Origin of the sequence: Pseudomonas sp. P7759 (genome assembly GCF_013386445.1) — a bacterium.
Taxonomy (GTDB): Bacteria; Pseudomonadota; Gammaproteobacteria; order Pseudomonadales; family Pseudomonadaceae; genus Aquipseudomonas; species Aquipseudomonas azotoformans_A.
In genome coordinates this window covers 341,875-364,231 of the sequence record NZ_JACART010000007.1, presented here as the reverse complement: position 1 = coordinate 364,231, position 22,357 = coordinate 341,875, and the positions used below count along the sequence as shown (strand labels likewise).

Sequence of the window (22,357 nt, the reverse complement as noted above, 5' to 3'; positions counted from 1 at the left end):
CCGGGCGCTGTTGTTATCCGGTTGCACGATAGTCTGCGGATGAGCGCAAAGCCATGCCCATTTGCTGCATAGATAAGTGGGGTGACGTTAGAGGTAGACCACGTCCAAGGTCGCGCTGCCATCCAATGGGATTTCCTGGTTCAACGACGGCAGGAATTGAATCCTGTTGATCACCGTTTCAACCTGAATATCCATCGTCATCACTCGCATAGGCATAGGCGCTACGTCGCTCCCCGTGCTGGCGCTGAGGGTACGCATGCTATTGACCTGCCAGATAAGGCCTGGGTGGGTAGCATCCGACCAATTGTTGCCATCGTTGGACTCGATTATTGGTCGAACCTGACCATCGGCCTGCCCATTGGCTGTTTTCAACAAGTACCAACCGACCTTTTTGTCGCCGACAAGCCCCAGTCCAAAGTTTGGCTGACCAATTGGGTCCTCGCCCGAACTGCCGGCGCGATTATCGCGGCTTTTGATGGCTATCAATGTAGGTGCGGTGCACTCGACCCCCAGTTTCAACGTCGCGACAGGCAGTGGCGTGGGTTTATTCTGCGGGTCCAGGTCCCTGCGCGAAATTTTGCCATGCTCCACCACTCCACCTTGGGACAACGTCGGCGTACACGCCGCCGGGGTAATGCTGCCCCGCACGCTCAGGTCAACGCTGGACGCCGCAAACGCCGGGCTGGCAGAAGCCAGCGTCATGGCGACCGCCATTAAACTAAATAAGGTCTTCATTGATTCAGTACTCGCAGGAGTACGTTGTTATAGATGAGCGCTAGGCGCACCTATAAATACGACTCTGTAATTAGACTAGGGATTGATGCTCCAGCACACCAAATACTGGAGCATGCGCACACTCTATCCCGCGCCCAATTACCACCCAATACAAGTATTACGAATGCCAACTTAGTTACCTACACATAACTAAGGCACCATCCCGGCATCCCGCGCATACGTAAACAAGTCCACATCCGTAGAAATACACAACCGATTCATTGCCGTGCTCTTCTGCTTACTGATAGTTGAAATACTGCGATTGACCTGGGCTGCAATCTGGCTGACGGTCATGCCGCTCGCCAGCATGCGTACCACTTCCTGCTCTTTGCCGGACAACTTGGGCGCCTGGGTCGGCTGCGTCACACAGGCCTGGTCCAGTTGGACCCGCAGGCACTCACTGACAAACTGGCGACCTTGCACCACGGTCTTGAGTGCCTGGGGCAGCTCCCTGGCAGACGCACTCTTGGCGATCACACCGCGTGCACCGTGGCCAAACGCGGCGCGCAGGGTAGCGACATTGGCGAACATCGTGACCAGTATCACCGGCACATGCGGGTACTTGCGGTTCAGCAAGCCCAACAAGCCATACCCATCGGCCTGCTGGTTTCCCGGCATGGCGAAGTCGGTCACGATCACGTCACACGGGATTTTCTCGACCAGTTCCAACAGTTGGTCCGGACCATCGGCCTCGCCCACCACTTTGCACTTGCCACTCGCCTCGATCACTACTTTTTGGCCCACACGAACAATTGGGTGATCGTCAGCAATAATGATGCGGATCATTGTTTTTCCCATGATGGCAATTTGAGACTGGCAAAATAACGCGATCATGTTTCTGCAACAATAGGAAATAACTCGCTGATTTAGCACTCCCCCTGTATTTAAAGCACCTCGCGCAAGCGCCTACACAATTAAGAGAATGTACGGACAGAAAAGTACTACAATACAAAAGGATAAAATCCTTCAAAGATGCGCCAAATAGTCCAGATAGCGTTCCACCTCACGCCGAAATTCATCGAGTGCCGATTGCTTCACCGCCATCCCAGCTAATTGCACACCTTGGATCAAGCTGACAGCCCTGACCTCCAAACCGGTTTCGCCCAAAAACGCCACACTGCCCACCAGCCGATGTAAACACTGTGCGGCCATCGTGGCATCCAGCGTGGCTTGGGCGCGGCTCAGCACCGCCAGGTCTGCATGAGCCTCCTGGACCAGGCTAAACAACATCGGCTCCACCATATCCCAGGCACCAAAGGCCTCAATCAGACTGGCGCGGCTGGGAAACGTGTTCTTGCGCGCAGCCAGTGAGCCGGCGCGTTTACCGGCTGCGGGCGCTGACTGCAGCGGTGGCAGCCAACAGCGCAGCACTTCACGCAATTGCGCAAACCCGATGGGCTTGATCAGCCAGCCATCCATGCCGCTGGCCACACATTGGCGAACTTCTTCCAGCCCCAGGCTGCCGGTAAGGCCCAGCACAATGATCGGCGTAACGCCTTGAGCCCGTTCGCGACGGCGCAGTTCTCGGGTCATGGCGTAACCGTCCATGACCGGCATACGGCAGTCGCTGATCACTAGGTCGAAGCGTTCGGTGGCCAATGCGTGCAACGCCTGCTGACCGTCGCAACAACAGTGATGTGCCACGCCGAGCTTATCCAGCAGCGACCCCATCAGCAGCCGATAGGTGTAATGGTCGTCCACCACAAGCACCCGGGCGTGAGGCCAACCAGTGTCAGCCGTTAGCCCGGGTAAACCTGGCTCTGGACTGTGACCAGGCATAGTGCCCTCTTAAAGAGAGCGATCAGCTCAACCGAACTTTTCGCATTAAGACGATTGCCTGAATTCAAATGAATGACATCCAGCAATCAAAGAGCGCGAAAAATATCCGAATGCATAGTTAGGCGCGATACAACAACTACGACAACACACCCCTGCCTGGCTTAAAAACCACTTTTCCGATTAAACAACCCCCTTACGTCAATGCCACCCAGTCATTCGTAATAGTTGCATTTCCCCAAGCCCTCCCTGGCGATAAATTCCCCCCGCTTTCCCTGAAGCAGCGCGTGCCCACCACAACCATAAAACCCATGGGCAACTTCACCGCGCCAATCTGTCCCGAAGCCCTTGCATAGGAATCCCTGCTGTTATGAAAGACTCTCTCACAGCCTTGGCCGGCGCCCTGCTGATCGCCCACGGCACGGTGGCGCTGGCCGCCAGTTCAGTGGACCTATCGGTCAAAGGTTCCATTACTCCAAGCGCCTGTACACCAAGCCTCAGCGACGGCGGTGTGGTGGATTACGGCAAGATCTCGGCACAAGACCTCAACCCGACCGGGGTCACCGAGCTGCCGAAAGCCTTCTTCAAACTGGCGGTCAATTGTGAAGGGCGCAGCCTTTTCGGGCTCGCCGCCCAAGACAATCGTTCGTCAGTAGCAGGCTCCAGCGCCTCCTTTGTTCTGGGGCGTATTAGTCCGACCAACTGGATCGGTACTTATTTTCTGAGCATGGCAAACCTCGTCGCTGACGACCCCAGCGCCTACCCGATCTACTCCGTCGATAACGGCTCGACCTGGCTGTTCGACCCAGACAAACCGGTACCGGCCAATACGCTGAGCGCTTTCGGTAATCACTTGTCAGGCAGCCTGGCACCGGTTTCGCTCAAGGCCGTGTCGTTAGACCTGGTGGTAGAGCCCTTCATCTTTCCAAAAAGCCAACTTCCAGCAGGAGAAACCATCCCCCTGGACGGTTCCGCCACTTTCGAGTTGCGCTACCTATGAACCGTTCGGCGCTGTGCCTGTGTGGCGCGTTTGGACTGTTACTCAACCTGGCTCCCGCTGCCTTCGCTGCCAGCAGCGTGGATGTGGGGGTACGCGGCACCATCACCCCCAGCGCGTGCACGCCGACCCTGGGCCAGGACGGCGTGATCGACTTCGGCAAGATCGCTGCCCGCGACCTTCATCTGGACACGTTCACCGCCTTGCCCACCACCACCTTGCCGGTGGGCGTCGACTGCGAGGCGGCCAGCGTGTACGCCCTCAGGCTCACCGATAACCGCGCAGGTTCCAGTGCATCCGGCACCATCGGCTTTGGCCTTGGGCTGAACAATGGCGAAAAACTCGGCGTGTTCGATGTCGTGCTTTCCGCGCCGGTAGCGGACAACGCCCCTATCACGCAACTGCAGTCGATGAACGCCGGGCAGAGCTGGTTGGTGGTCGAGGAGGGCGTGGCATTGCCCGCCTTGCGCCTGGCGGCATTTGGCAAGGCATCCGCCGGCGTCTGGAGCCCGGTGCCGATCCAGCAACTGCGTGTACAGATGCGCGTCATGACATCCATCGCCCCAGCCCAGGGGCTGACCCTGGACCGTGAGGTGCCGTTGGACGGCTCCGCCACGCTGGACCTGATCTACCTGTAACCCCTCACTACTCACAAGGACCTGTGCCCATGGATAAACCCACCCTCGCCCTGCTGCTCGCAGCGTTTGCGCCTAGCGCCTTTGCCGCCAGCAATACCGACCTGAACGTGTCCGGGACGATCACGCCCAGCGCGTGCGCGCCAGTGCTGTCCAATGGCGGCGTGATCGACCACGGCAAAATGACCTCCAAGGACCTGCAACCGGCATCCCCCACGCGGCTTGAGCCGGCGCAGATGCACCTTGAAGTGCTGTGTGAGGGTGAGACGTTTTTTACGCTGACCACGGTGGATAACCGTGCGGGCACCTCCGCCATCAACCCACGGCACCACGGCCTGGGCCTGACCACCGAGCGAGAGAAACTGGGCAGCGTGGCTTTCTCGCTGTTCAACCCGATCGCCGACGACCAACCGGTCAAGGTCATCACATCGAGCAATGGCGGCGCCAACTGGGCTGCCTCGATCTACCTGGGGCACGAGGCGCTGACCTCATTTGCGGCCCTCAACGGCCCGAACACCCCCATCGCCATGAGAAAGCTGGAAGCGCAATTGCGCGCGTTCACCATCATCGTGCCCGCCACCGACCTGACACTGCTCGATGAAGTGCCCATCGACGGCCAGGCCACGCTGCAGTTGAAGTACTGGTAATTCGCTGTTCATTCAATTCCCCCCTAGTTAGGAGCAACACCATGAAGTCTCTCAACACCCTGTTCGCCACCCTGCTGCTGACTGGCGCAGGCGCAGGCACCGCCATTGCCGCCTCCAGCGTCGACTTGACCGTGCGCGGGTTGATCACACCAAGCTCCTGCGAGCCGAGCCTGCCCAGTGGCGGCAATGTTGATATCGGCAAGATCTCCGCTAAAGACCTCAAGGCCGATCAAGCAACGCAGCTGTCCGCTCACAACGTGCCCTTCACCGTCACATGCGATGCGGCAACCCTGATGGCCCTGGAGGCCAAGGACAATCGCGAAGGCTCGGACTACAACAACGACATCAGCCAATTCGGCCTGGGCCTGATCAATGGCAACGAAAAACTCGGTTCCATGGAGTTGCGCCTGCTGAATCCTCTCGCAGACGGCGTCGCGTCCCGGATCATAGGTTCTCGGGATGGCGGATTGACCTGGGGCAACGATCGCTACCTGGCGCGGGACAATATCCTTTCAGTTGCCGACGGCAGCACCGACATACCTATCCCCGTCCAACTGTTCAACGCAGAACTGAACATCCTCCCAATAATCGCCCCCACCAACAGCCTGACCCTCACTGAAGAGGTGCCAATCGACGGCTCAGTAACCCTGACCGTCAAATACCTGTAACGGAAAACGGGCGTAACGCTGTGCCTTGCGCCCACCGCTGTTCTCACGGATGTCTCTCAACACGGTTCCAACAACAGACCATGAACACGCTCTCACGCCGCTTGATGACGCTCTGTCTATGCCTGACCGCCACCCCCGCGCTGTGCGCCTCGTCGGTCGAGGTGTCATTGACTGGCAGCATCACCCCCAGCGCCTGCACACCGACCCTGTCGCCCAGTGGCATCGTCGATCACGGGCGGGTTCCGGCCCGCTCCCTCAATCAATACGAGTTCACCGAACTGCCGGTCAGGACGCTGGATTTGAGGGTGAATTGCAACCAGTCGGTGTTGTTCGTGCTGGTGGGCGTGGACAACCGTGCCGAGTCATCGGTGGGGCCGGGCTTCTATTACGGCCTGGGCAACAACATCCATGCGCCGAGCGAGAGCCTGGGCTCAGTGGCCTTGGCCATTCGCGAAGCCGTCGGCGACGGGCAGCGCGCCATTGTGTTGGCCTCCAGCAACAAGGGCCTGACCTGGTTTCCCGAAACCAACGCCTACCCGGCCAACTACATGGGCTTTGCGCACCCCGGCACCCTGGTCCCGGACCCGCACAGCGAGCTCACCGCAAAACTGGAAATCAAAACGTCGATCAACGCCGCCGCCTACCTGACCCTCGACCAAGAGGTGCCGCTGGACGGCTCCATCGTGCTAGACCTGAGGTACTTGTAGCCATGTTTCCCCTCCCTTGCATTGCCTTGATAATTACACGGGTGTTCAACCTGGTTCGCTATTGCTGCCTGTACGTCATCGCACTGGCCTTGACGTTGTGGGGCCCCACGCTGGTGCTGGCCGACGGCATGGTGCCGGACACGTCGGTGGTGATCGTCAACGAGGCCGATGGCGAGGCCTCGGTGTCGGTGACCAACACCGACGCCAAGCTCGCCCTGCTGCACGTCACCCTGGAAAACATTCCAGAGGACACGGCCTCGCGGCTGTTTGTCACCCCGCCCCTGTCCCGGGTCGAACCGTCCAAAAGCCAGCTGATCCGCTTCATCCTGCAAACCCCCGAACCCTTGCAGACCCAGCACCTGATGCGGGTGATTTTCGAGGGCATGCCCCAAGGCCGGGCCGCAGGCCAGGCCGGCCATGCGCGGGTGGGTGTGACCGTGCGCCAGAACCTGCCGGTGATCCTGCATCCCAAGGGGCTGGCGCCCAATCGCACGCCCTGGACCGGCCTGGTCTGGAGCTTGAAAAACCAGCAACTGAGCGTGAATAACCCAACACCCTACGTGGTCCGACTGGCGCAGGAACTGACGCTGCTGCCCGGCAAAGGCACGGCGTTGCTGCCGCGTACCTACGTGCTGCCGGGTGAGACCTTGAGCGTCGCCGCAAGCCAGGCCCAGGCCAGTACCGTGCAACTGCAACCGGCCACCGTCTACGGGTTTGCGGTGGCGCCGTACCAAGCACCGATCACCCTTTGATCGCAGCGCCGGCGGGGAAAATGCCGGCGCCCTGATAACGAAGTGGCCTCTCATTGAAGGCCACCGGGAGCCCGCCCACACCGAAGGATCGGCGCAGGCCTGCCTCCATTTATTCGAGTACGACTTGTGAGCACAGTTATGACTGATCGCGACGGCGAAGCCGTGCCCGGCGTTTCATCGCCGAGGGCGCGCCGGTTGCTGGCAGGCCTTGCGTTGACCCTGGGCACTGCGCTGCCAACGAGTGAACCGTTAGCCGACGAAACCACCAACTCGTTCGACCCGCAAACCCTGTCCCAGCGCGGCATCGACCCGCAGTTGGCCAACCTGCTGTTGGAGGCCCCGCGTTTCGCCGCAGGGCGCCATGCCCTCTACCTCTCGGTGAACGGCCAGCGGCGTGGCCGGGTCGATGCCGTGTTCAATCAGCAGGGCGCGCTGTGTTTCAACCAAGCGTTACTCGATGCCGGCGACCTTCGGGTGCCAGCGGACGATGGCGAGTGCCATGGGTTTCTCGATGCGTACCCGCAAACCGTGATTGAACAGGACCCGGCCACCCTCAGCCTGTCGCTGGTGGTACCGACCGAGGCCCTGCGCCCGGCCGTGCGCGACGTATCCGGCTACCAGACCGGTGGTTTTGCCGGGTTGCTCAACTACGACTTGAGCGGCCTCTACAACGAATATGGCGACGACAACAGCCGCTTCGGCTCGGCCAATACCGAGGTTGGTTTCAACGCCGGTGACTGGATCGTGCGCAGCCGCCAGGTGCGTACCTGGCAAGACAACACCTCCCGCACCACGCACCTGGACGCCTATGCCCAACGCACCTTTGCCGAGCAACAAGCGGTGTTCCAGGCCGGGCAGATCAACCTGTACAACCCCGTGCTGGCCGGTGCGCAAATCACCGGCGCCCAGGTGCTCACCGAAACCGCGCTGCAAGACCAGAACCAGGGCGCGACCATCACCGGCATCGCCAACAGTCCGGCCCAGGTGGAGATCCGCCAGAACGGCACGTTGATCCATTCCACCGTGGTGCCTGCCGGGCCGTTTTCCCTCACCGATGTGCGGCGTTTGAACAGCCGCTCGGACGTCGAAGTCACGGTCAAGGAAACCAGTGGCGAAGAACGTCGCTTCACCGTGCCCGCGGCCATGCTCGGCCTGGGTTTGCCGGCGCCGGGCTACTCGGTGGCCGCCGGGCGCGTGCGCAAAATTGGCGAAAGTGAAGGTGCCGAACCTTGGGTAGTCAGTGGGGGTTGGAGTGGCGCGCTGCACCCGCAGGTCAGCGTCGGCGCGGGCGTGCTGGCGGCCGAAGACTACCGTGCAACGGGCGCGAACCTGGGTTGGTTGCCGTGGCAAGACAGCCAATTTCAGGTGTCGACCCAGGTCGCCCAAGCCACACGCAATGGCAACGAACGCGGGGTGCAAACCGACCTGTCGTGGTCGCAACGTCTGAGCGAGCGCTGGGCGGTGACCACCGCCGGTTCCTGGCGCACGTTGGGTTATCGCGACCTGGAAGACTCCACCTACACCACCGAAACCCGCGCGCAACGCCGCTCGCGTTATCGCGACCAACAGAGCGCCACGGCATCCTGGTCACACCCGATGCTCGGTGCGTTCAGTGCCGGGGTCTCACGCTCATCCTCGTTTACCGGTGAACACAGCAGCCGTGCGTTGGCTTCGTGGGGCACCAGCTTCGGACGGGTATCGGTGTCGGCCAGTGCCGAATGGCAAGTCGGCGGGCGCCAACAAAGCGATGACAGCGTTTACCTGAACATCAGCGTGCCCTTGGGCGAAAACCGCCGAGGCCGCGCCTGGGCGCGCAATGCCGGCGGCGAACATCGCATCGGGGCCGGTGTAAGCGAGCAGCTCAACGACCAGCTGAGTTACCAGGTGGGCGTTGAACGCGACAGCCGCGACCGCGAAGTGGAGTCGTCCATCGGCGTCTCGGCACTGCCGTATTACAGCCAGTTGGACTTCAACTACACCCGCAACAATAACGAGCGTTCCAGCTACCAGGGCGGCGCACGCGGCGGCGTGGTGTTGCACGGCGACGGCCTGACCTTTTCGCCCTACCCCGTGCGCGAGACGTTTGCGGTGATGTCGGTGGGCGAGATGGCCGGGATCAAGGTCAGCACCCCCAGCGGCCCAGTCTGGACCGACTGGCAGGGCCAGGCCGTGGTGCCGCAACTGAGCCCGTATGGCCGCAGCCCGGTGGAAGTGCAAACCCGTTCACTGCCGCGCAATGCCGACATCAGCAACGGTTTGGCCGTGCTGTCGGCCGGGCGTGGCGCGGTGGACAAAATCGAGTTCGGCGTGGCCCTCACCCGCCGTGCGCTGTTGAACGTGACGCGGGTAGACGGCCAGCCGCTGCCCCGTGGCGCGGCGGTCAGCACCGGCGACGGCGAGTTCGTGACCCTGGTGCAGGAAGGCAGCCAAGTGTTTTTGCCCGATGTGCTGGAGCGCCGCGAACTGTGGGTCAGCGCCCCCGGCCAACCCCGTTGCCGCCTGGATTACGACTTGCCCGAGCACGGCGATCCCGAGGTGTATTTCGAAACCGCACCGGCGCGGTGCCAACCATGAGGAAGCTCACCATGGGCCTCAAACCTGCTTTATCACTGAGCCTGCTAGTGGCCGCAAACGCCTGGGGCGCGGGCGAATGCCAATTGAACCTGAGCGCAACCAACGTGGATTTCGGCCTGATGAATCGGGCCGCTGCCCAGGTTCATCAAGCAGAACGTTTGCTGGGCGAGCGCCGCTTGAGCCTGTCCCTGAACTGTCCCAACCCCACCGACTTAAGCCTGTTCTATCGCGGTTTGGCGGCCAACGGCGAGCGCTTCCAATTCACCCCGCGCGGCAGCTACAGCCTGCGGGTCAGCGATGCGCTGCTCGACGGCGAGGCCGTGGAGTTGGGCTTGTTGCCGGCCAGCGGCCAACCGGCTGTGAGCAGCGGCGCCACGATGCACTGGCGCCCTGAGCATGGGATTGTGCCGATGCGCGCCGGGGTGCCGGCCAGCGGGCGCAGTTTGTCGCTGCAACTAGAGGTCAACGCCTGGGCCCAGGAAGACGCGCTGCGCGTCAGCGATGCAGTCACCTGGGACACCCGTGGCGTATTCGACGCACTGCACACCGGCCGTTCACGGGAGCTGCGCCTGCAAGCGCGGTTCGCCCCGGCGGCGTGCACGCCGAGCCTGTCCAACGGCGGCACGGTGGCGTTCGGCAAGTTGTCGGTGATGGACCTGAGCACCGACAAAGAAACCACGCTGCCCGCCCGACCACTGGTGGTGAGCGTGGCGTGCGACGCGCCCAGTGCGTTCACCCTGCGCCTGCTGGACAACCGCCAGGGCTCGGCCACCGGCGTGGACGATGACACCGTGTACGGCCTGGGCCTGGACGCGCGTCAACAGAAAGTCGGGCGCTACCGGGTGGTCTTCGACCCGCAGCGCGCCAGCGCCGACAGCTTTGCCCAGCTCTATCGCACCGACTCCCCCACCGGCGCCGCGCCGTGGAGCAGCGCCAGTGCCAACCCGCTGGCGATCAGTGCCAGCCGGTTTCTCGGTTTCAGCGCCAGCGCCGGCAACTCCAGCGGCCCGGTACCCATTCAACAGCTCAGCGCCACGGCAAACCTGGAAGCGGTGATCGCACCGCTACGCACGCTGGACCTGGGCAGCGAAGTGCGCCTCGACGGCGCCGCCACCCTAGAACTGAACTACCCCTAAGGAGCCTTCCCATGAAAAACACCCTGATAGCGTTGGCGGGCCTGGCGCTGCTGTCCAGCACCGCCCACGCGGCGTCCACCGTCGACCTGGCCGTCACCGGCCTGATCACGCCCATGGCCTGTACGCCACTGCTGTCCGGTGGCGGGTTGGTGGACTTTGGCAAAATCTCACGCAACGACCTCAACCTGAACAACGGCACCCGCCTGCCCCACAAGTACCTGACCCTCACCGTCAACTGCAACGCAGCCGGGCGCTTCGCCCTGCGCATGCGCGACAACCGTGACGGCACGGCCCATGTGAACAGTGAGATTTTCTACGGCCTGGGCCTGGACACCAGCGGCAACAAGATCGGCGTGTACTCGGTGAGCTTCGACCCCAAGCAAACCCAGGTCGACGACCTGGCCGTGGTGTACGGCACCGAGTCGACCACCGGCGGCGTGGCCTGGCGTACCTCCAACCTCAACCCCATCGATGTCGGCTCGCGCAGCCTGCTCGGTTTTACCGACGTGGTGGGCAGCACCGCCGGCCCGTCGGCGATCCAGAACCTGACCAGCATCCTGAAACTGGAAGCCACCCTCAACGCACGCAAGAACCTCGACCTCAGCGTGGAAACGCCGATGGATGGGTCTGCCACGTTGGAAGTTGTGTACCTGTAACCCTCGATTTCCCCCAACCCTGTAGGAGCAACACCATGAGCATTACCCGCAACCTTCTGATCGCCGCACTGTTGGCGAGCGCCGGCCATGCCGTCGCCGCGTCCACTGTCGACTTGAGCGTCAAGGGTTCGATTACACCCAGCGCCTGCGAGCTGAGCCTGGACAACGGCGGCGCCTTTGACCTGGGTAAGATTTCCAGCAAAGATTTGTCGCGCGATATTCAGACGGATCTTCCCGAGCAAACCACGCAAATGACCGTCACTTGCGAAGCGGCCACACTGATGGCGATCGAGTCAACGGACAACCGTGCAGGGTCATCCTATTGGGACAATGGCGAAGAGACATTTGGGCTAGGGCTGATCAACGGCACGCAGAAACTGGGCTTCTTATACACATCACTCAAAGGTCACATCGCTGACGGCAGCACAGCCTACGGTATCCATTCGAGGGATGGTGGCTTGACGTGGGCCAATGGCGGCACATTCAAACCGGGCAGCCTTTCATCTACCTACAAAGTTTCCCCCCCGGTACCCATGCCGTTTCAGGTGCTTACCGCCAACATCACCATCTGGCCAGCTATCGCGCCTGCCCAAGGCCTGACACTGACCGAAGAAGTGCCCATCGACGGCTCCATCACCCTGACCGTGCGCTACCTCTAAACCCTCTCGCTGGTCACCCCGACATACCGGGCACGGCCAGCCCCCAACCCGGCGATGATCGCGCCCAGGCCGATCACGCCGAACACCCAGCCGGTGGCTCCCCAGCCACCGGTCCAATCATGCAGCACGCCCACCGCCAATGGGCCCATGGACGCCAACGTGTAGCCGATGCCCTGGGCCATGCCCGACAGGTTGGCGGCCACGTGGGAGTCACGCGAGCGCAGCACGATCAGGGTCAGCGCCAGGCTGAACGTACCGCCCTGGCCCAGCCCCAGCAGAATCGCCCAGCCCCACAGCCCTTCCAGCGGCGCAAACAGGCAGCCAAACAGCCCGCCGAGGGTGAGCAGCATCACCACCACAATGGCCAGGCGCTGGTCTTTGCCGCGGGTGGCCAACCACGGCGCTGTCAGCGCACTGAGCAATTGCACGATGATCGAACCCGAAAGCGCCAACCCGGCTTCGGTAGCGCTCAAGCCGCGACTGATCAAAATCGACGGCACCCAGCCAAACACGATATAGGCCAGGGATGATTGCAGGCCCATGTACAGGGTGACTTGCCAGGCCAGTGGATCGCGCAGTAAGCCTTTCACGCGGTAGGCGACTTGATGGACGCCGTGTTTCTGCCTGGTTTGCGGCAACCAGAACAGTGCCGCCAACAGCGCGGGCATGATCCAGAAGCCCAGGCCGAGGGTCCAGCTGTCACCGAAGTAGTGACTCAACGGCACTGTCGCCCCCGCCGCCAGCGCTGCGCCCAGGCACAGCGCCATGGTGTACACGCCGGTCATGGTGCCGGCCTGTTTGGCGAAGTCGCGCTTGACGATGCCGGGCAGCAACACGCCAATGATGCCGATGCTGGCACCCGCGATCAGGCTGCCGGCGAACAACCCCGCCTCGCCAAAAGAACTGCGCAGGATGATGCCTGCGGCCAGCGTCAGCAGAATCCCCAACACCACCCGCTCCGCCCCAAAACGCCGCGCGAGGATCGGCGCTAGCGGCGCGAACAGCCCCAGGCACAGCACCGGCAAGGTGGTCAGCAAACCGGCCTTGGCGGCCGACAGTCCCAAACTGGCCGACACGTCGTTGAGCAACGGCGACAGGCTCGACAGCGCCGGGCGCAGGTTCATCGCCACCAGGATCAGGCCCATGATCAGCAGCCATGGGCGACTCACCACCGGCTGGGCGTGCTGAATCACATCGTCGTCGGCTTCGGCGTCGATCAAGAGTTCTTCAAGTTTGGTTTCGGAGGTCATTGATCCACTGCCGGCAGAGGGATGGGCGTTTGCCCTGATCGCTGGTTGAAAAGTCCCACAGCCTATTCGGACGTGCCTACAAGAGCAACGCACTAGGGTTCTTAGGCAGGAAAAGGAGCAGTATTTTCGATTGGTAAAATTACCCTCTGAGGGTAATTATTGGACTCAGGTGTCTTATGGAAAAGTACACACCTCATTACGATTTGGCGGTGATAAAGGCGGATGTGAGGCGGCTTGGCAGGAGAGCGTTTACCCAGACAGCACAACGGTGCGGCCGGGAACTCCACTTCAGTATCAAGGAGATGCAGCATGCCATCTATGAGTTACAAAACTGGATGTTGTACAAGTCGATGACCACTCATAGGGACCATCAAATTTAGCAGGACGTGTATCACACGCACTCAAAAGATAGGGAGATTTACATCAAGGTCACTTACTCTCCGGACGGTGACCCTCCGGTGATCTCCTTCAAGGAGAAGAACCTATGAAGGTAAAAAATTGCTACATCTGTGGCGCCCCCGACGCGTTGCATTATTTTGAGGGCCGTAGTGAAACAATCAGGGTCAAAGGTATGGAGCGCCGGGTAGACAATCTTTCTGGCTGGGAATGTCACGTATGCGGCGACGGCTTTTGGGACCCTGATACCGATAGTGCGGACCGTTATGGAGAAGCAGGCGATGAACTCGTCATAGCTGCCCAAAAGATGATTGGCGCGGAGATGAAACGTATCCGCCGCAAATTGCACCTTACCCAAAAAGAGGCGGTGAAATTGCTGTCCGGTGGCGGCCACAACGCCTTCTCTCGCTACGAACGTGGCGAGCTTCTTCCCCCCAAGCCGCTGGTATTACTGATGCGGCTATTGGATCGTCACCCGCATTTGCTGGCGGATGCAGAAGTCTTAGCCGAAGGCGCTGACATGCGTGGCGCCTTCACCTACATCGTGGACAACGACGCAGAAGCACTCAAAGCGTCCTAGCCCCAAAAAAACAAACCCGGCACAGGGCCGGGTTTGTTTGTTCAACCCTCGATCAATGCAAAATCTGGCTCAAGAACAACTTGGTCCGCTCATTCTGCGGGTTGTCGAAGAAGTCATTCGGCGCCGCCTGTTCGACGATCTCGCCCTTGTCCATGAAGATCACGCGGTTGGCCACGGTGCGCGCAAAGCCCATTTCATGGGTCACGCACAACATGGTCATGCCGTCTTCGGCCAGGCCGATCATGGTGTCGAGTACTTCCTTGACCATTTCCGGGTCGAGTGCCGAGGTCGGCTCGTCGAACAGCATGATTTTCGGTTTCATGCACAGCGCACGGGCAATCGCCACACGCTGTTGCTGGCCGCCGGACAGTTGCCCCGGAAACTTGTGGGCCTGCTCCGGAATACGCACACGCTCCAGATAGTGCATGGCGATTTCCTCGGCCTTGCGCTTGGGCATCTTGCGCACCCACATCGGCGCCAGCGTGCAGTTCTGCAGGATGGTCAGGTGCGGGAACAGGTTGAAGTGCTGGAACACCATGCCGACTTCACGACGGATCGCTTCGATCTGCTTGAGGTCGTTGGTCAGTTCCACGCCGTCCACTACGATGCGGCCTTGCTGGTGTTCTTCCAGGCGGTTGAGGCAGCGGATGGTGGTGGACTTGCCCGAACCCGACGGGCCGCACAGCACGATACGCTCGCCCTGCTTGACGTTGAGGTTGATGTCTTTCAACACGTGGAACTGGCCGTACCACTTGTTGACGCCCTGCATCTGGATAATGCCTTCAGGGCTCACAGGCTGTTTGATCGCTTCGCTCATAACAACAACTCCTAACGCTTGTGGCCAGTGTCGAGCTTGTGTTCCAAATGAATGGAATAGCGCGACATACCAAAACAGAAAATCCAGAACACCAGGGCCGCGAACACGTAGCCTTCGGTGGCCATGCCCAACCATTTAGGATCGGCGGCGGCTTGCTTGACGCTGTTGAGCAGGTCGAACAGGCCGATGATGATCACAAGGCTCGTGTCCTTGAACAGCGCAATGAAGGTGTTGACGATGCCGGGGATCACCAGCTTCAGGGCTTGCGGCAAAATCACCAGGCCCATCGAACGCCAGTAGCCCAGGCCCATCGCAGCAGCCGCTTCGTATTGGCCTTTGGGAATCGCCTGCAAGCCGCCGCGCACCACTTCGGCCACATAGGCCGATTGGAACAGGATCACGCCGATCAGTGCACGCAGCAGCTTGTCGAAGTTCATGCCTTCGGGCAGAAACAACGGCAGCATCACCGACGCCATGAACAGCACGGTGATCAACGGTACGCCTCGCCAGAACTCGATGAAGGTCACGCAGAGCACACGAATCGCCGGCATGTTCGACCGTCGCCCCAACGCCAGTACGATGCCCAGCGGCAATGCACCGGCGATGCCGACAGTGGCGATGACCAGGGTCAGCATCAAGCCGCCCCATTGGTTGGTAGGCACGTTGGCCAGGCCAAGGATGCCGCCGTGCAACAGGAAGAACGCGATGATCGGATACAGCACGAGGAAGCTCAGGCCATAAACGGCCTTGCGCTGGAAGCGCGAAATGAACAACGGCGCTGCGCCGACAATCGCCAGCCACACGGTGAGGTCCACGCGCCAGCGCAGGTCGACCGGGTAATAGCCGTACATGAACTGCCCGAAGCGCTGTTGGATAAACACCCAGCAGGCGCCCTCCTTGGTGCAATCGGCTTGGGTGGTGCCGATCCAGTTCGCGTCGAAAATGGCCCACTGCAAAAGCGGCGGTACCACCAAATAGACCAGGTAGATCGCCAGCAACGTCAGCAGGGTGTTGAGCCAACTGGAAAACAGATTGGCGCGCATCCATGCCATCGGGCCGAATACCTTGGCCGGAGGCGGCATGTCAGGTTTGAAAGTATGCGTACTCATGGGTGTTTCCTCACCGCTCAATCAGCGCAATGCGCTTGTTGTACCAGTTCATCAGCAGGGAAATACTGATGCTGATCGCCAGGTACACGCTCATGGTGATGGCAATGACTTCAATCGACTGGCCAGTCTGGTTGAGCACCGTGCCGGCAAACAACGAAACCATCTCCGGGTAACCAATACCGGCGGCCAGCGATGAGTTTTTCGCCAGGTTAAGGTATTGGCTGGTCAGCGGCGGAATGATCACCCGCAGGGCCTGCGGGATGATGACCTTACGCAGCGTCGGCCCCGGGCGCAGGCCCAGGGAGCGTGCGGCTTCGGTCTGGCCGTGGCTCACCGATTGAATACCCGAGCGCACGATCTCAGCGATAAACGCAGCCGTGTAGACGGTCAGCGCAAGGGTCAGCGCCAGCAGTTCGGGGATCAATACCCAGCCGCCGACAAAGTTGAAACCTTGTAACTTAGGCATTTCCCAGTGCAGGGGTGCACCGAACACCAACGCGCACAACGTGGGGATCACGATGAACAACGCCAGGCCCGCCCAGAATTTATGGAACGGTACGCCGGTGGCCTCAAAACGCTTGTTGGCCCAACGCGCCATCAGCACGATCGCCACGATCGCCACGACAACGCTGACCACAAACGGCCAAAAACCTTCAGCCGCCAGCGCGGCCGGCATATTCAAGCCCCGAGCGCTCATAAAGAACGTGTCGGCAAAGTTATGGCTGTTGCGCGGCAACGGCATGGTCAAAAACACTGCGAAATACCAGAACAGGATCTGCAGCAGCGGCGGGATGTTGCGGAACACTTCCACATACACGGTGGCGAGCTTGTTGATCATCCAATTCGGCGACAATCGCGCCACGCCAATGATGAACCCGAGCACTGTTGCCAGGATTACGCCGATAAAGCTCACCAGCAAGGTATTGAGCAATCCGATCACAAAGACTCGGGCATAGCTGTCCGATTCGGTGTAGTCGATCAAATGCTGCGCGATGCCAAACCCGGCACTGCGTTCAAGAAAGTCGAAACCCGAGGTGATGCCTCGGTGTTGCATGTTGGTCTGGGTATTGTGGAAGAGGTACCAGCCCAGCGAGACCACCGCCACAATCGTGATGATCTGGAAGAGCCACGCACGCACTTTAGGGTCGCTGAAGCTGAGCTTCTGCTTGGGTGCGCCGATTTGTTTTTGCATGAAATGCCCCGAAAATAATGGAACAGAACATCACCCGGCGGTTGGCCCACCGGGTGACAGAACCATCAGCGATCAGCGCACAGGGGGTGCGTATTGAATGCCGCCGTTGTTCCACAGCGCGTTCAGGCCACGGTCGATTTCCAGCGGGGTGCTCTTGCCCAGGTTGCGCTCGAACACTTCACCGTAGTTACCGACTTGCTTGACGATCTGTACAACCCAGTCTTTCTTCACTTTCAGGTCTTTGCCGTATTCGCCGTCGGCACCGAGCAGACGCGCAACGTCCGGGTTCTTGGTGGACTTGGCTTCAGCTTCAACGTTTTTCGAGGTGATACCGGCTTCTTCAGCGTTGAGCATGGCGTAGCCAACCCAGCGCACGATGGCCAGCCACTCGTCGTCGCCGTTACGCACGACTGGGCCCAATGGCTCTTTGGAAATGGTTTCCGGCAGAACCACGTAGTCCTTCGGCGCGGCCAGCTTGCTGCGCTGGGCGAACAGTTGGGACTTGTCGGAGGTCAGCACGTCGCAGCGCCCGGATTCCAGCGATTTGGCGCTTTCGTCGGAGGTGTCGAAGGTGATCGGGGTGTATTTCAGGTTGTTGCCGCGGAAGTAGTCGGAAACGTTCAGCTCAGTGGTGGTACCGGCCTGGATGCAGATGGTTGCACCGTCCAGTTCCTTGGCACTTTTCACGCCCAGCTTGTTGTTTACCAGGAAGCCGATGCCGTCGTAGTAAGTGATGAAGCCTGGGAATTTCAGGCCCATGCCGGCATCGCGGGAGCTGGTCATGGTGGTGTTACGGGACAGGATGTCGACTTCGCCCGACTGAAGCGCGGTGAAACGCTCCTTGGCGTTCAACTGGCTGAATTTGACCTTGGTCGCGTCGCCGAAAACGGCAGCGGCCACAGCGCGACACACGTCAGCATCGATCCCGAGGATCTTGCCGCTGGCATCCGGCACCGAGAAACCCGGCAGGCCGTCGCTCACGCCACATTGCACAAAGCCTTTCTTCTGCACGGCATCCAGGGTGGCGCCGGCTTGGGCGAAACCGCTGACACCCAGTACAGCCGCCGCAGTGACGATGGCCAGGGTGGATTTCAATACCTTCATTCAAACCTCCAGTTTGCTCTTGTTGTGTCGGAGCTCGAACCTCAGCGCACCCTTATGAGGCGATATCGACCCGTGTTGGCTTTTTTTAGGGTCAAGCGGCATGAAGTTGTCGCAGTAATTCCAGTTGCTATCCCACAGGCGGCAGTCACTGATAGTGTTACCGTCCCGAGATAGCGCTGACATCGTTCAACACATAGCAAGGCGCGTACCAGAGTGTCGGCTGAGCCGATTCAGCCCACGGTCAATAGAAAAAGATTCAACCGTGCGACATCTTCTTAACAGATCAACCTGTCGCGCACCGTTCCGTCGCACTTAATCGGAGCGCGCGCACATTAATGGAGCAGACATGACCGACCCCTTGATTCTTCAGCCCGCCAAGCCCGCAGACGCCTGCGTCATCTGGTTGCATGGCCTGGGTGCCGATCGCTACGACTTCCTGCCGGTGGCCGAAGCGCTGCAGGAAAGCTTGCTGACCACCCGTTTCGTTTTGCCCCAGGCACCGACCCGTCCGGTGACGATCAACGGTGGCTACGAGATGCCCAGTTGGTACGACATCAAGGCCATGAGCCCCGCGCGCTCCATCAGCCTGGAAGAGCTGGAAGTCTCAGCCAAAATGGTCACGGATTTGATCGAAGCGCAGAAGAGAACCGGAATAGACGCGTCGCGCATTTTCCTCGCCGGTTTCTCCCAAGGCGGCGCCGTGGTTTTCCACACCGCATTCCTGAATTGGGAAGGCCCGCTGGGTGGCGTGATCGCCCTCTCCACTTATGCGCCGACCTTCGGTGATGAACTCGAATTATCCGCCAGTCAGCAGCGTATTCCGACGCTGTGCCTGCACGGTCAATACGACGACGTGGTGCAAAACGCCATGGGCCGCAGCGCCTACGAGCATCTGAAGACCCGTGGTGTCACCGTGACATGGCAGGAATACCCAATGGGCCACGAAGTGTTACCCGAGGAGATACGTGATATCGGTGCCTGGTTGACCGCTCGCCTGGGCTGAAAACCACGGTTTATGTAGCCGTATGACAGACGCACTACGCCGCGCCCGATTCTTGCATTACACTGGCCGGCGTACATTCCTTAACCAATTAATGAGATCACCGTGCTCGAAGCACTCAAGAAGATGTTCGGCAAAAGCGAGGCCGAGCCGCTCGCGCCTGTTCCCACTGCTCCTGTCCCTACTGCCGGCAGCCGCAATGACGGTAAACAGCCCGAGCGAGCTGCGCCTGTCGCCCAGCCGTCGACGCCTACGGTGACCGCGCCTGAACCGGCAACAGAAGCCGCACCGGCCCCCAAGCCACGCCGCGAACGTGCGCCCAAACCGCCCGTGATTCCTTGGAAACTCGAAGACTTCGTCGTCGAGCCCCAGGAAGGCAAGACCCGCTTCCACGACTTCAAACTGGCCCCGGAACTGATGCATGCCATCCAGGACCTGGGTTTCCCGTACTGCACGCCGATCCAGGCGCAGGTGCTGGGCTTCACCCTGGCCGGCAAAGACGCCATCGGCCGTGCCCAGACCGGCACCGGCAAGACCGCCGCGTTCCTGATCTCGATCATCACCCAGTTGCTGCAGACGCCGCCACCGAAAGAGCGCTACATGGGTGAACCGCGCGCGCTGATCATCGCCCCGACCCGCGAGCTGGTGGTGCAGATCGCCAAGGACGCCGCCGACCTGACCAAGTACACCGGCCTCAACGTCATGACGTTCGTCGGTGGCATGGACTTCGACAAGCAGCTCAAGCACCTCGAAGCCCGTCACTGCGACATCCTGGTGGCGACACCGGGCCGCCTGCTGGACTTCAACCAGCGCGGCGACGTGCACCTGGACATGGTCGAAGTGATGGTGCTGGACGAAGCCGACCGCATGCTCGACATGGGCTTCATCCCACAAGTGCGTCAGATCATTCGCCAGACCCCGCCGAAATCCGAGCGTCAGACCCTGTTGTTTTCCGCAACCTTCACCGAAGACGTGATGAACCTCGCCAAGCAGTGGACCACCGACCCGTCCATCGTCGAGATCGAAGCGGAAAACGTCGCCAGCGAAAACGTCGAGCAACACATCTACGCCGTGGCCGGTGCCGACAAGTACAAGCTGCTCTACAACCTGGTCAACGACAACGGTTGGGAGCGCGTGATGGTGTTCGCCAACCGCAAGGACGAAGTGCGCCGCATCGAAGAGCGCTTGGTGCGGGACGGGGTGAACGCTGCGCAACTGTCGGGCGATGTGCCGCAGCATAAGCGCATCAAGACGCTGGAAGGTTTCCGCGAAGGCAAGATTCGTGTGCTGGTGGCCACCGATGTGGCCGGGCGTGGGATTCACATCGACGGCATCAGCCACGTGATCAACTTCACCCTGCCGGAAGTGCCGGATGATTATGTGCACCGGATTGGCCGTACCGGCCGCGCTGGGGCTGCGGGTGTGTCGATCAGTTTTGCTGGGGAAGATGACTCGTATCAGTTGCCGTCGATCGAAGCGTTGTTGGGGCGCAAGATCAGCTGCGAGACGCCGCCGACGCATTTGTTGCGGGCTGTTGAGCGTAAACGCCCCTAAAGCTGGGATGCGGTAAAAAATGTGGGAGCGGGCTTGCTCGCGAATGCGGTGTATCAGTACCAGATTCATTGACTGACACTGCGCATTCGCGAGCAAGCCCGCTCCCACATTGGGTTTTGCGTTTAGCCAGCTACTTCCAGCGGTCCGCTGCGGCGTGATCGCTACTGCGCCCCTCCACCCAACGCGGCCCCTCACTGGTATTTTCCTTCTTCCAGAACGGCGCACGCGTCTTCAAGTAGTCCATCACAAACGCACACGCATCAAACGCCGCCTGCCGATGAGCACTGGCCGCCGCCACAAACACAATCGGCTCACCCGGCTCCAGGGCGCCAATGCGGTGCAGCACTTCCAGCTTGAGCAACGGCCAGCGCTGCTCGGCTTCCACAGCGATCTTGGCCAGGGCTTTTTCGGTCATGCCGGGGTAGTGTTCCAGGAACATCCCCGACACGTCGCGGCCATCGTTGAAGTCGCGCACGTACCCGACAAAACTCACCACCGCGCCCACGCCCACATTGGCCGCGTGCATGGCATTCACCTCAAAACCCGGATCAAACGCCTGGACCTGCACTCGAATGGCCATGCTCAGCCTCCGGTCACCGGTGGGAAGAACGCCACTTCGTCACCCGCCTGCACTGGCTCATCGAGGCCGCACAACTCTTCGTTGCGCGCGCACATCAGGCTGGTCTCGTTGAGTACGGCAAACTCCGGGTCACTGGCCAACGCCAGGCGTACAGCGTCGACAGTGGCGAAATCGCCCTCCATCTCCAGCGAGTCAAACCCCACCGCCTCGGCGTAACGCGCAAAAAACAATACGTTGATGCTCATGCCTGGTCCGCCTTGAAGTGCCCGCTCTTGCCGCCCAGCTTTTCCAGCAGGCGAACGCTTTCGATGGTCATGCCGCGATCCACCGCCTTGCACATGTCGTAGATGGTCAATGCTGCGACGCTGGCGGCGGTCAGGGCTTCCATCTCCACGCCGGTCTGGCCGGAGAGTTTGCAGCGCGCCAGGATGTGCACCGAGTCTGCGCCATCGGCGCTCAGTTCGACTTTGACGCCCGTCAACATCAACGGGTGGCACAGGGGGATCAAGTCACTGGTTTTTTTCGCCGCCTGGATCCCGGCGATGCGGGCCACGGCAAATACGTCGCCCTTGGGGTGGGCGCCGTCGACAATCATTTGCAGGGTCTCGGGCAGCATTCGCACCCGGGCTTCGGCCACCGCTTCACGGAACGTCACGGACTTGTCGGTGACGTCGACCATGTGGGCGCGACCTTGGGAATCGAGATGAGTCAGCACAGGGATACTCCTGATCAGGAGCAGCGATTGTAAACCTTACACACAATAAATGTGGGAGCTGGCTTCCCAGCTCCCACTG

24 protein-coding genes and 1 pseudogene are annotated in these 22,357 nt (G+C 60.6%); 14 read left to right on the top strand and 11 right to left on the bottom strand.

What is annotated here, in order from left to right:
• Positions 1 to 87: 87 nt before the first annotated feature.
• From HX823_RS10520 to HX823_RS10510, 3 genes are all read right to left on the bottom strand, one after another.
• Complete coding sequence (locus HX823_RS10520; protein WP_177074823.1) at positions 88 to 735, bottom strand: DUF1120 domain-containing protein; 648 nt, start codon at positions 733 to 735, stop codon at positions 88 to 90.
• A gap of 189 nt (positions 736 to 924) precedes the next feature.
• On the bottom strand, positions 925 to 1,560 hold the full coding sequence (locus HX823_RS10515) for a response regulator transcription factor (RefSeq protein WP_177074822.1): 636 nt from the start codon (positions 1,558 to 1,560) through the stop codon (positions 925 to 927).
• Positions 1,561 to 1,740: 180 nt separating this feature from the next.
• Positions 1,741 to 2,475 carry a response regulator gene (locus HX823_RS10510; RefSeq protein WP_371317949.1) on the bottom strand — a complete coding sequence of 245 codons (735 nt, stop codon included), beginning with the start codon at positions 2,473 to 2,475 and terminating at the stop codon, positions 1,741 to 1,743.
• Positions 2,476 to 2,920: 445 nt separating this feature from the next.
• On the opposite strand from HX823_RS10510, the gene HX823_RS10505 reads away from it, so the two are divergent.
• The 10 genes from HX823_RS10505 (at position 2,921) to HX823_RS10460 (ending at position 11,981) form a co-directional block, all read left to right on the top strand.
• On the top strand, positions 2,921 to 3,550 hold the full coding sequence (locus HX823_RS10505; protein ID WP_177074820.1) for a DUF1120 domain-containing protein: 630 nt from the start codon (positions 2,921 to 2,923) through the stop codon (positions 3,548 to 3,550).
• Positions 3,547 to 4,185: a DUF1120 domain-containing protein gene (locus tag HX823_RS10500; protein WP_177074819.1), complete on the top strand. Its 639-nt coding sequence runs from the start codon at positions 3,547 to 3,549 to the stop codon at positions 4,183 to 4,185. The genes HX823_RS10505 and HX823_RS10500 overlap by 4 nt, the downstream gene beginning before the upstream one ends.
• A 29-nt stretch (positions 4,186 to 4,214) precedes the next feature.
• Entirely contained in the window at positions 4,215 to 4,829 is a 615-nt protein-coding gene (locus tag HX823_RS10495) for a DUF1120 domain-containing protein (protein WP_177074818.1), read from the top strand.
• A 41-nt stretch (positions 4,830 to 4,870) separates the two neighbouring features.
• Positions 4,871 to 5,497, top strand: a complete 627-nt coding sequence (locus HX823_RS10490) for a DUF1120 domain-containing protein (protein WP_177074817.1) — start codon at positions 4,871 to 4,873, stop codon at positions 5,495 to 5,497.
• A gap of 80 nt (positions 5,498 to 5,577) precedes the next feature.
• Positions 5,578 to 6,204, top strand: a complete 627-nt coding sequence (locus tag HX823_RS10485; RefSeq protein WP_177074816.1) for a DUF1120 domain-containing protein — start codon at positions 5,578 to 5,580, stop codon at positions 6,202 to 6,204.
• Between the two features lie 2 nt (positions 6,205 to 6,206).
• Complete coding sequence (locus HX823_RS10480) at positions 6,207 to 6,956, top strand: fimbria/pilus chaperone family protein (RefSeq protein WP_218169691.1); 750 nt, start codon at positions 6,207 to 6,209, stop codon at positions 6,954 to 6,956.
• Between the two features lie 138 nt (positions 6,957 to 7,094).
• Positions 7,095 to 9,530, top strand: a complete 2,436-nt coding sequence (locus HX823_RS10475) for a fimbria/pilus outer membrane usher protein (RefSeq protein ID WP_218169690.1) — start codon at positions 7,095 to 7,097, stop codon at positions 9,528 to 9,530.
• A gap of 11 nt (positions 9,531 to 9,541) precedes the next feature.
• Positions 9,542 to 10,666, top strand: a complete 1,125-nt coding sequence (locus HX823_RS10470; protein ID WP_177074814.1) for a DUF1120 domain-containing protein — start codon at positions 9,542 to 9,544, stop codon at positions 10,664 to 10,666.
• Positions 10,667 to 10,677: 11 nt separating this feature from the next.
• Positions 10,678 to 11,322, top strand: coding sequence for a DUF1120 domain-containing protein (locus HX823_RS10465; protein WP_177074813.1), 645 nt, complete (start codon positions 10,678 to 10,680; stop codon positions 11,320 to 11,322).
• A 35-nt stretch (positions 11,323 to 11,357) separates the two neighbouring features.
• Positions 11,358 to 11,981, top strand: a complete 624-nt coding sequence (locus HX823_RS10460) for a DUF1120 domain-containing protein (protein WP_177074812.1) — start codon at positions 11,358 to 11,360, stop codon at positions 11,979 to 11,981.
• Here HX823_RS10460 and HX823_RS10455 read toward each other — a convergent pair.
• Positions 11,978 to 13,231: a CynX/NimT family MFS transporter gene (locus HX823_RS10455; RefSeq protein WP_177074811.1), complete on the bottom strand. Its 1,254-nt coding sequence runs from the start codon at positions 13,229 to 13,231 to the stop codon at positions 11,978 to 11,980. The genes HX823_RS10460 and HX823_RS10455 overlap by 4 nt on opposite strands.
• 176 nt (positions 13,232 to 13,407) lie before the next feature.
• Here HX823_RS10455 and HX823_RS10450 point away from each other — a divergent pair.
• A pseudogene (locus HX823_RS10450) lies at positions 13,408 to 13,719 on the top strand (type II toxin-antitoxin system MqsR family toxin).
• Complete coding sequence (locus HX823_RS10445) at positions 13,716 to 14,207, top strand: type II toxin-antitoxin system MqsA family antitoxin (protein WP_038849976.1); 492 nt, start codon at positions 13,716 to 13,718, stop codon at positions 14,205 to 14,207. Before HX823_RS10450 ends, HX823_RS10445 begins: the two are co-directional and overlap by 4 nt.
• Before the next feature lie 52 nt (positions 14,208 to 14,259).
• On the opposite strand, the gene HX823_RS10440 is transcribed toward HX823_RS10445, so the two are convergent.
• The 4 genes from HX823_RS10440 to HX823_RS10425 all read right to left on the bottom strand — a co-directional run bounded on the left by HX823_RS10440 (position 14,260) and on the right by HX823_RS10425 (position 18,429).
• Positions 14,260 to 15,024: an amino acid ABC transporter ATP-binding protein gene (locus HX823_RS10440; protein WP_010444394.1), complete on the bottom strand. Its 765-nt coding sequence runs from the start codon at positions 15,022 to 15,024 to the stop codon at positions 14,260 to 14,262.
• Positions 15,025 to 15,035: 11 nt separating this feature from the next.
• Positions 15,036 to 16,133 (bottom strand): amino acid ABC transporter permease, encoded by a 1,098-nt coding sequence (locus tag HX823_RS10435; protein WP_177074810.1) that lies wholly within the window; start codon positions 16,131 to 16,133, stop codon positions 15,036 to 15,038.
• Positions 16,134 to 16,143: 10 nt separating this feature from the next.
• Positions 16,144 to 17,325, bottom strand: a complete 1,182-nt coding sequence (locus HX823_RS10430) for an amino acid ABC transporter permease (RefSeq protein ID WP_038849972.1) — start codon at positions 17,323 to 17,325, stop codon at positions 16,144 to 16,146.
• Between the two features lie 72 nt (positions 17,326 to 17,397).
• The gene (locus tag HX823_RS10425; RefSeq protein ID WP_016978213.1) at positions 17,398 to 18,429 is read right to left on the bottom strand and encodes an amino acid ABC transporter substrate-binding protein; all 1,032 of its coding nucleotides are present in this window, start codon (positions 18,427 to 18,429) and stop codon (positions 17,398 to 17,400) included.
• A gap of 346 nt (positions 18,430 to 18,775) precedes the next feature.
• Here HX823_RS10425 and HX823_RS10420 point away from each other — a divergent pair, with 346 nt between their 5' ends.
• Both HX823_RS10420 and rhlB read left to right on the top strand, forming a co-directional pair.
• Complete coding sequence (locus tag HX823_RS10420) at positions 18,776 to 19,432, top strand: alpha/beta hydrolase (RefSeq protein WP_038849971.1); 657 nt, start codon at positions 18,776 to 18,778, stop codon at positions 19,430 to 19,432.
• Positions 19,433 to 19,528: 96 nt separating this feature from the next.
• Positions 19,529 to 20,983: an ATP-dependent RNA helicase RhlB gene (gene rhlB / locus HX823_RS10415; RefSeq protein ID WP_371317953.1), complete on the top strand. Its 1,455-nt coding sequence runs from the start codon at positions 19,529 to 19,531 to the stop codon at positions 20,981 to 20,983.
• A 130-nt stretch (positions 20,984 to 21,113) separates the two neighbouring features.
• Here the strand turns inward: rhlB and moaE are convergent, their stop codons facing one another.
• The 3 genes from moaE to moaC are packed head-to-tail and all read right to left on the bottom strand — an operon-like array spanning position 21,114 to position 22,278.
• Positions 21,114 to 21,563, bottom strand: a complete 450-nt coding sequence (moaE, locus tag HX823_RS10410) for a molybdopterin synthase catalytic subunit MoaE (protein WP_177074808.1) — start codon at positions 21,561 to 21,563, stop codon at positions 21,114 to 21,116.
• Positions 21,564 to 21,565: 2 nt separating this feature from the next.
• Positions 21,566 to 21,808: a molybdopterin converting factor subunit 1 gene (gene moaD, locus HX823_RS10405; RefSeq protein WP_033899587.1), complete on the bottom strand. Its 243-nt coding sequence runs from the start codon at positions 21,806 to 21,808 to the stop codon at positions 21,566 to 21,568.
• Entirely contained in the window at positions 21,805 to 22,278 is a 474-nt protein-coding gene (gene moaC, locus HX823_RS10400; protein WP_177074807.1) for a cyclic pyranopterin monophosphate synthase MoaC, read from the bottom strand. Before moaC ends, moaD begins: the two co-directional genes overlap by 4 nt.
• Between the last annotated feature and the right edge of the window lie 79 nt (positions 22,279 to 22,357).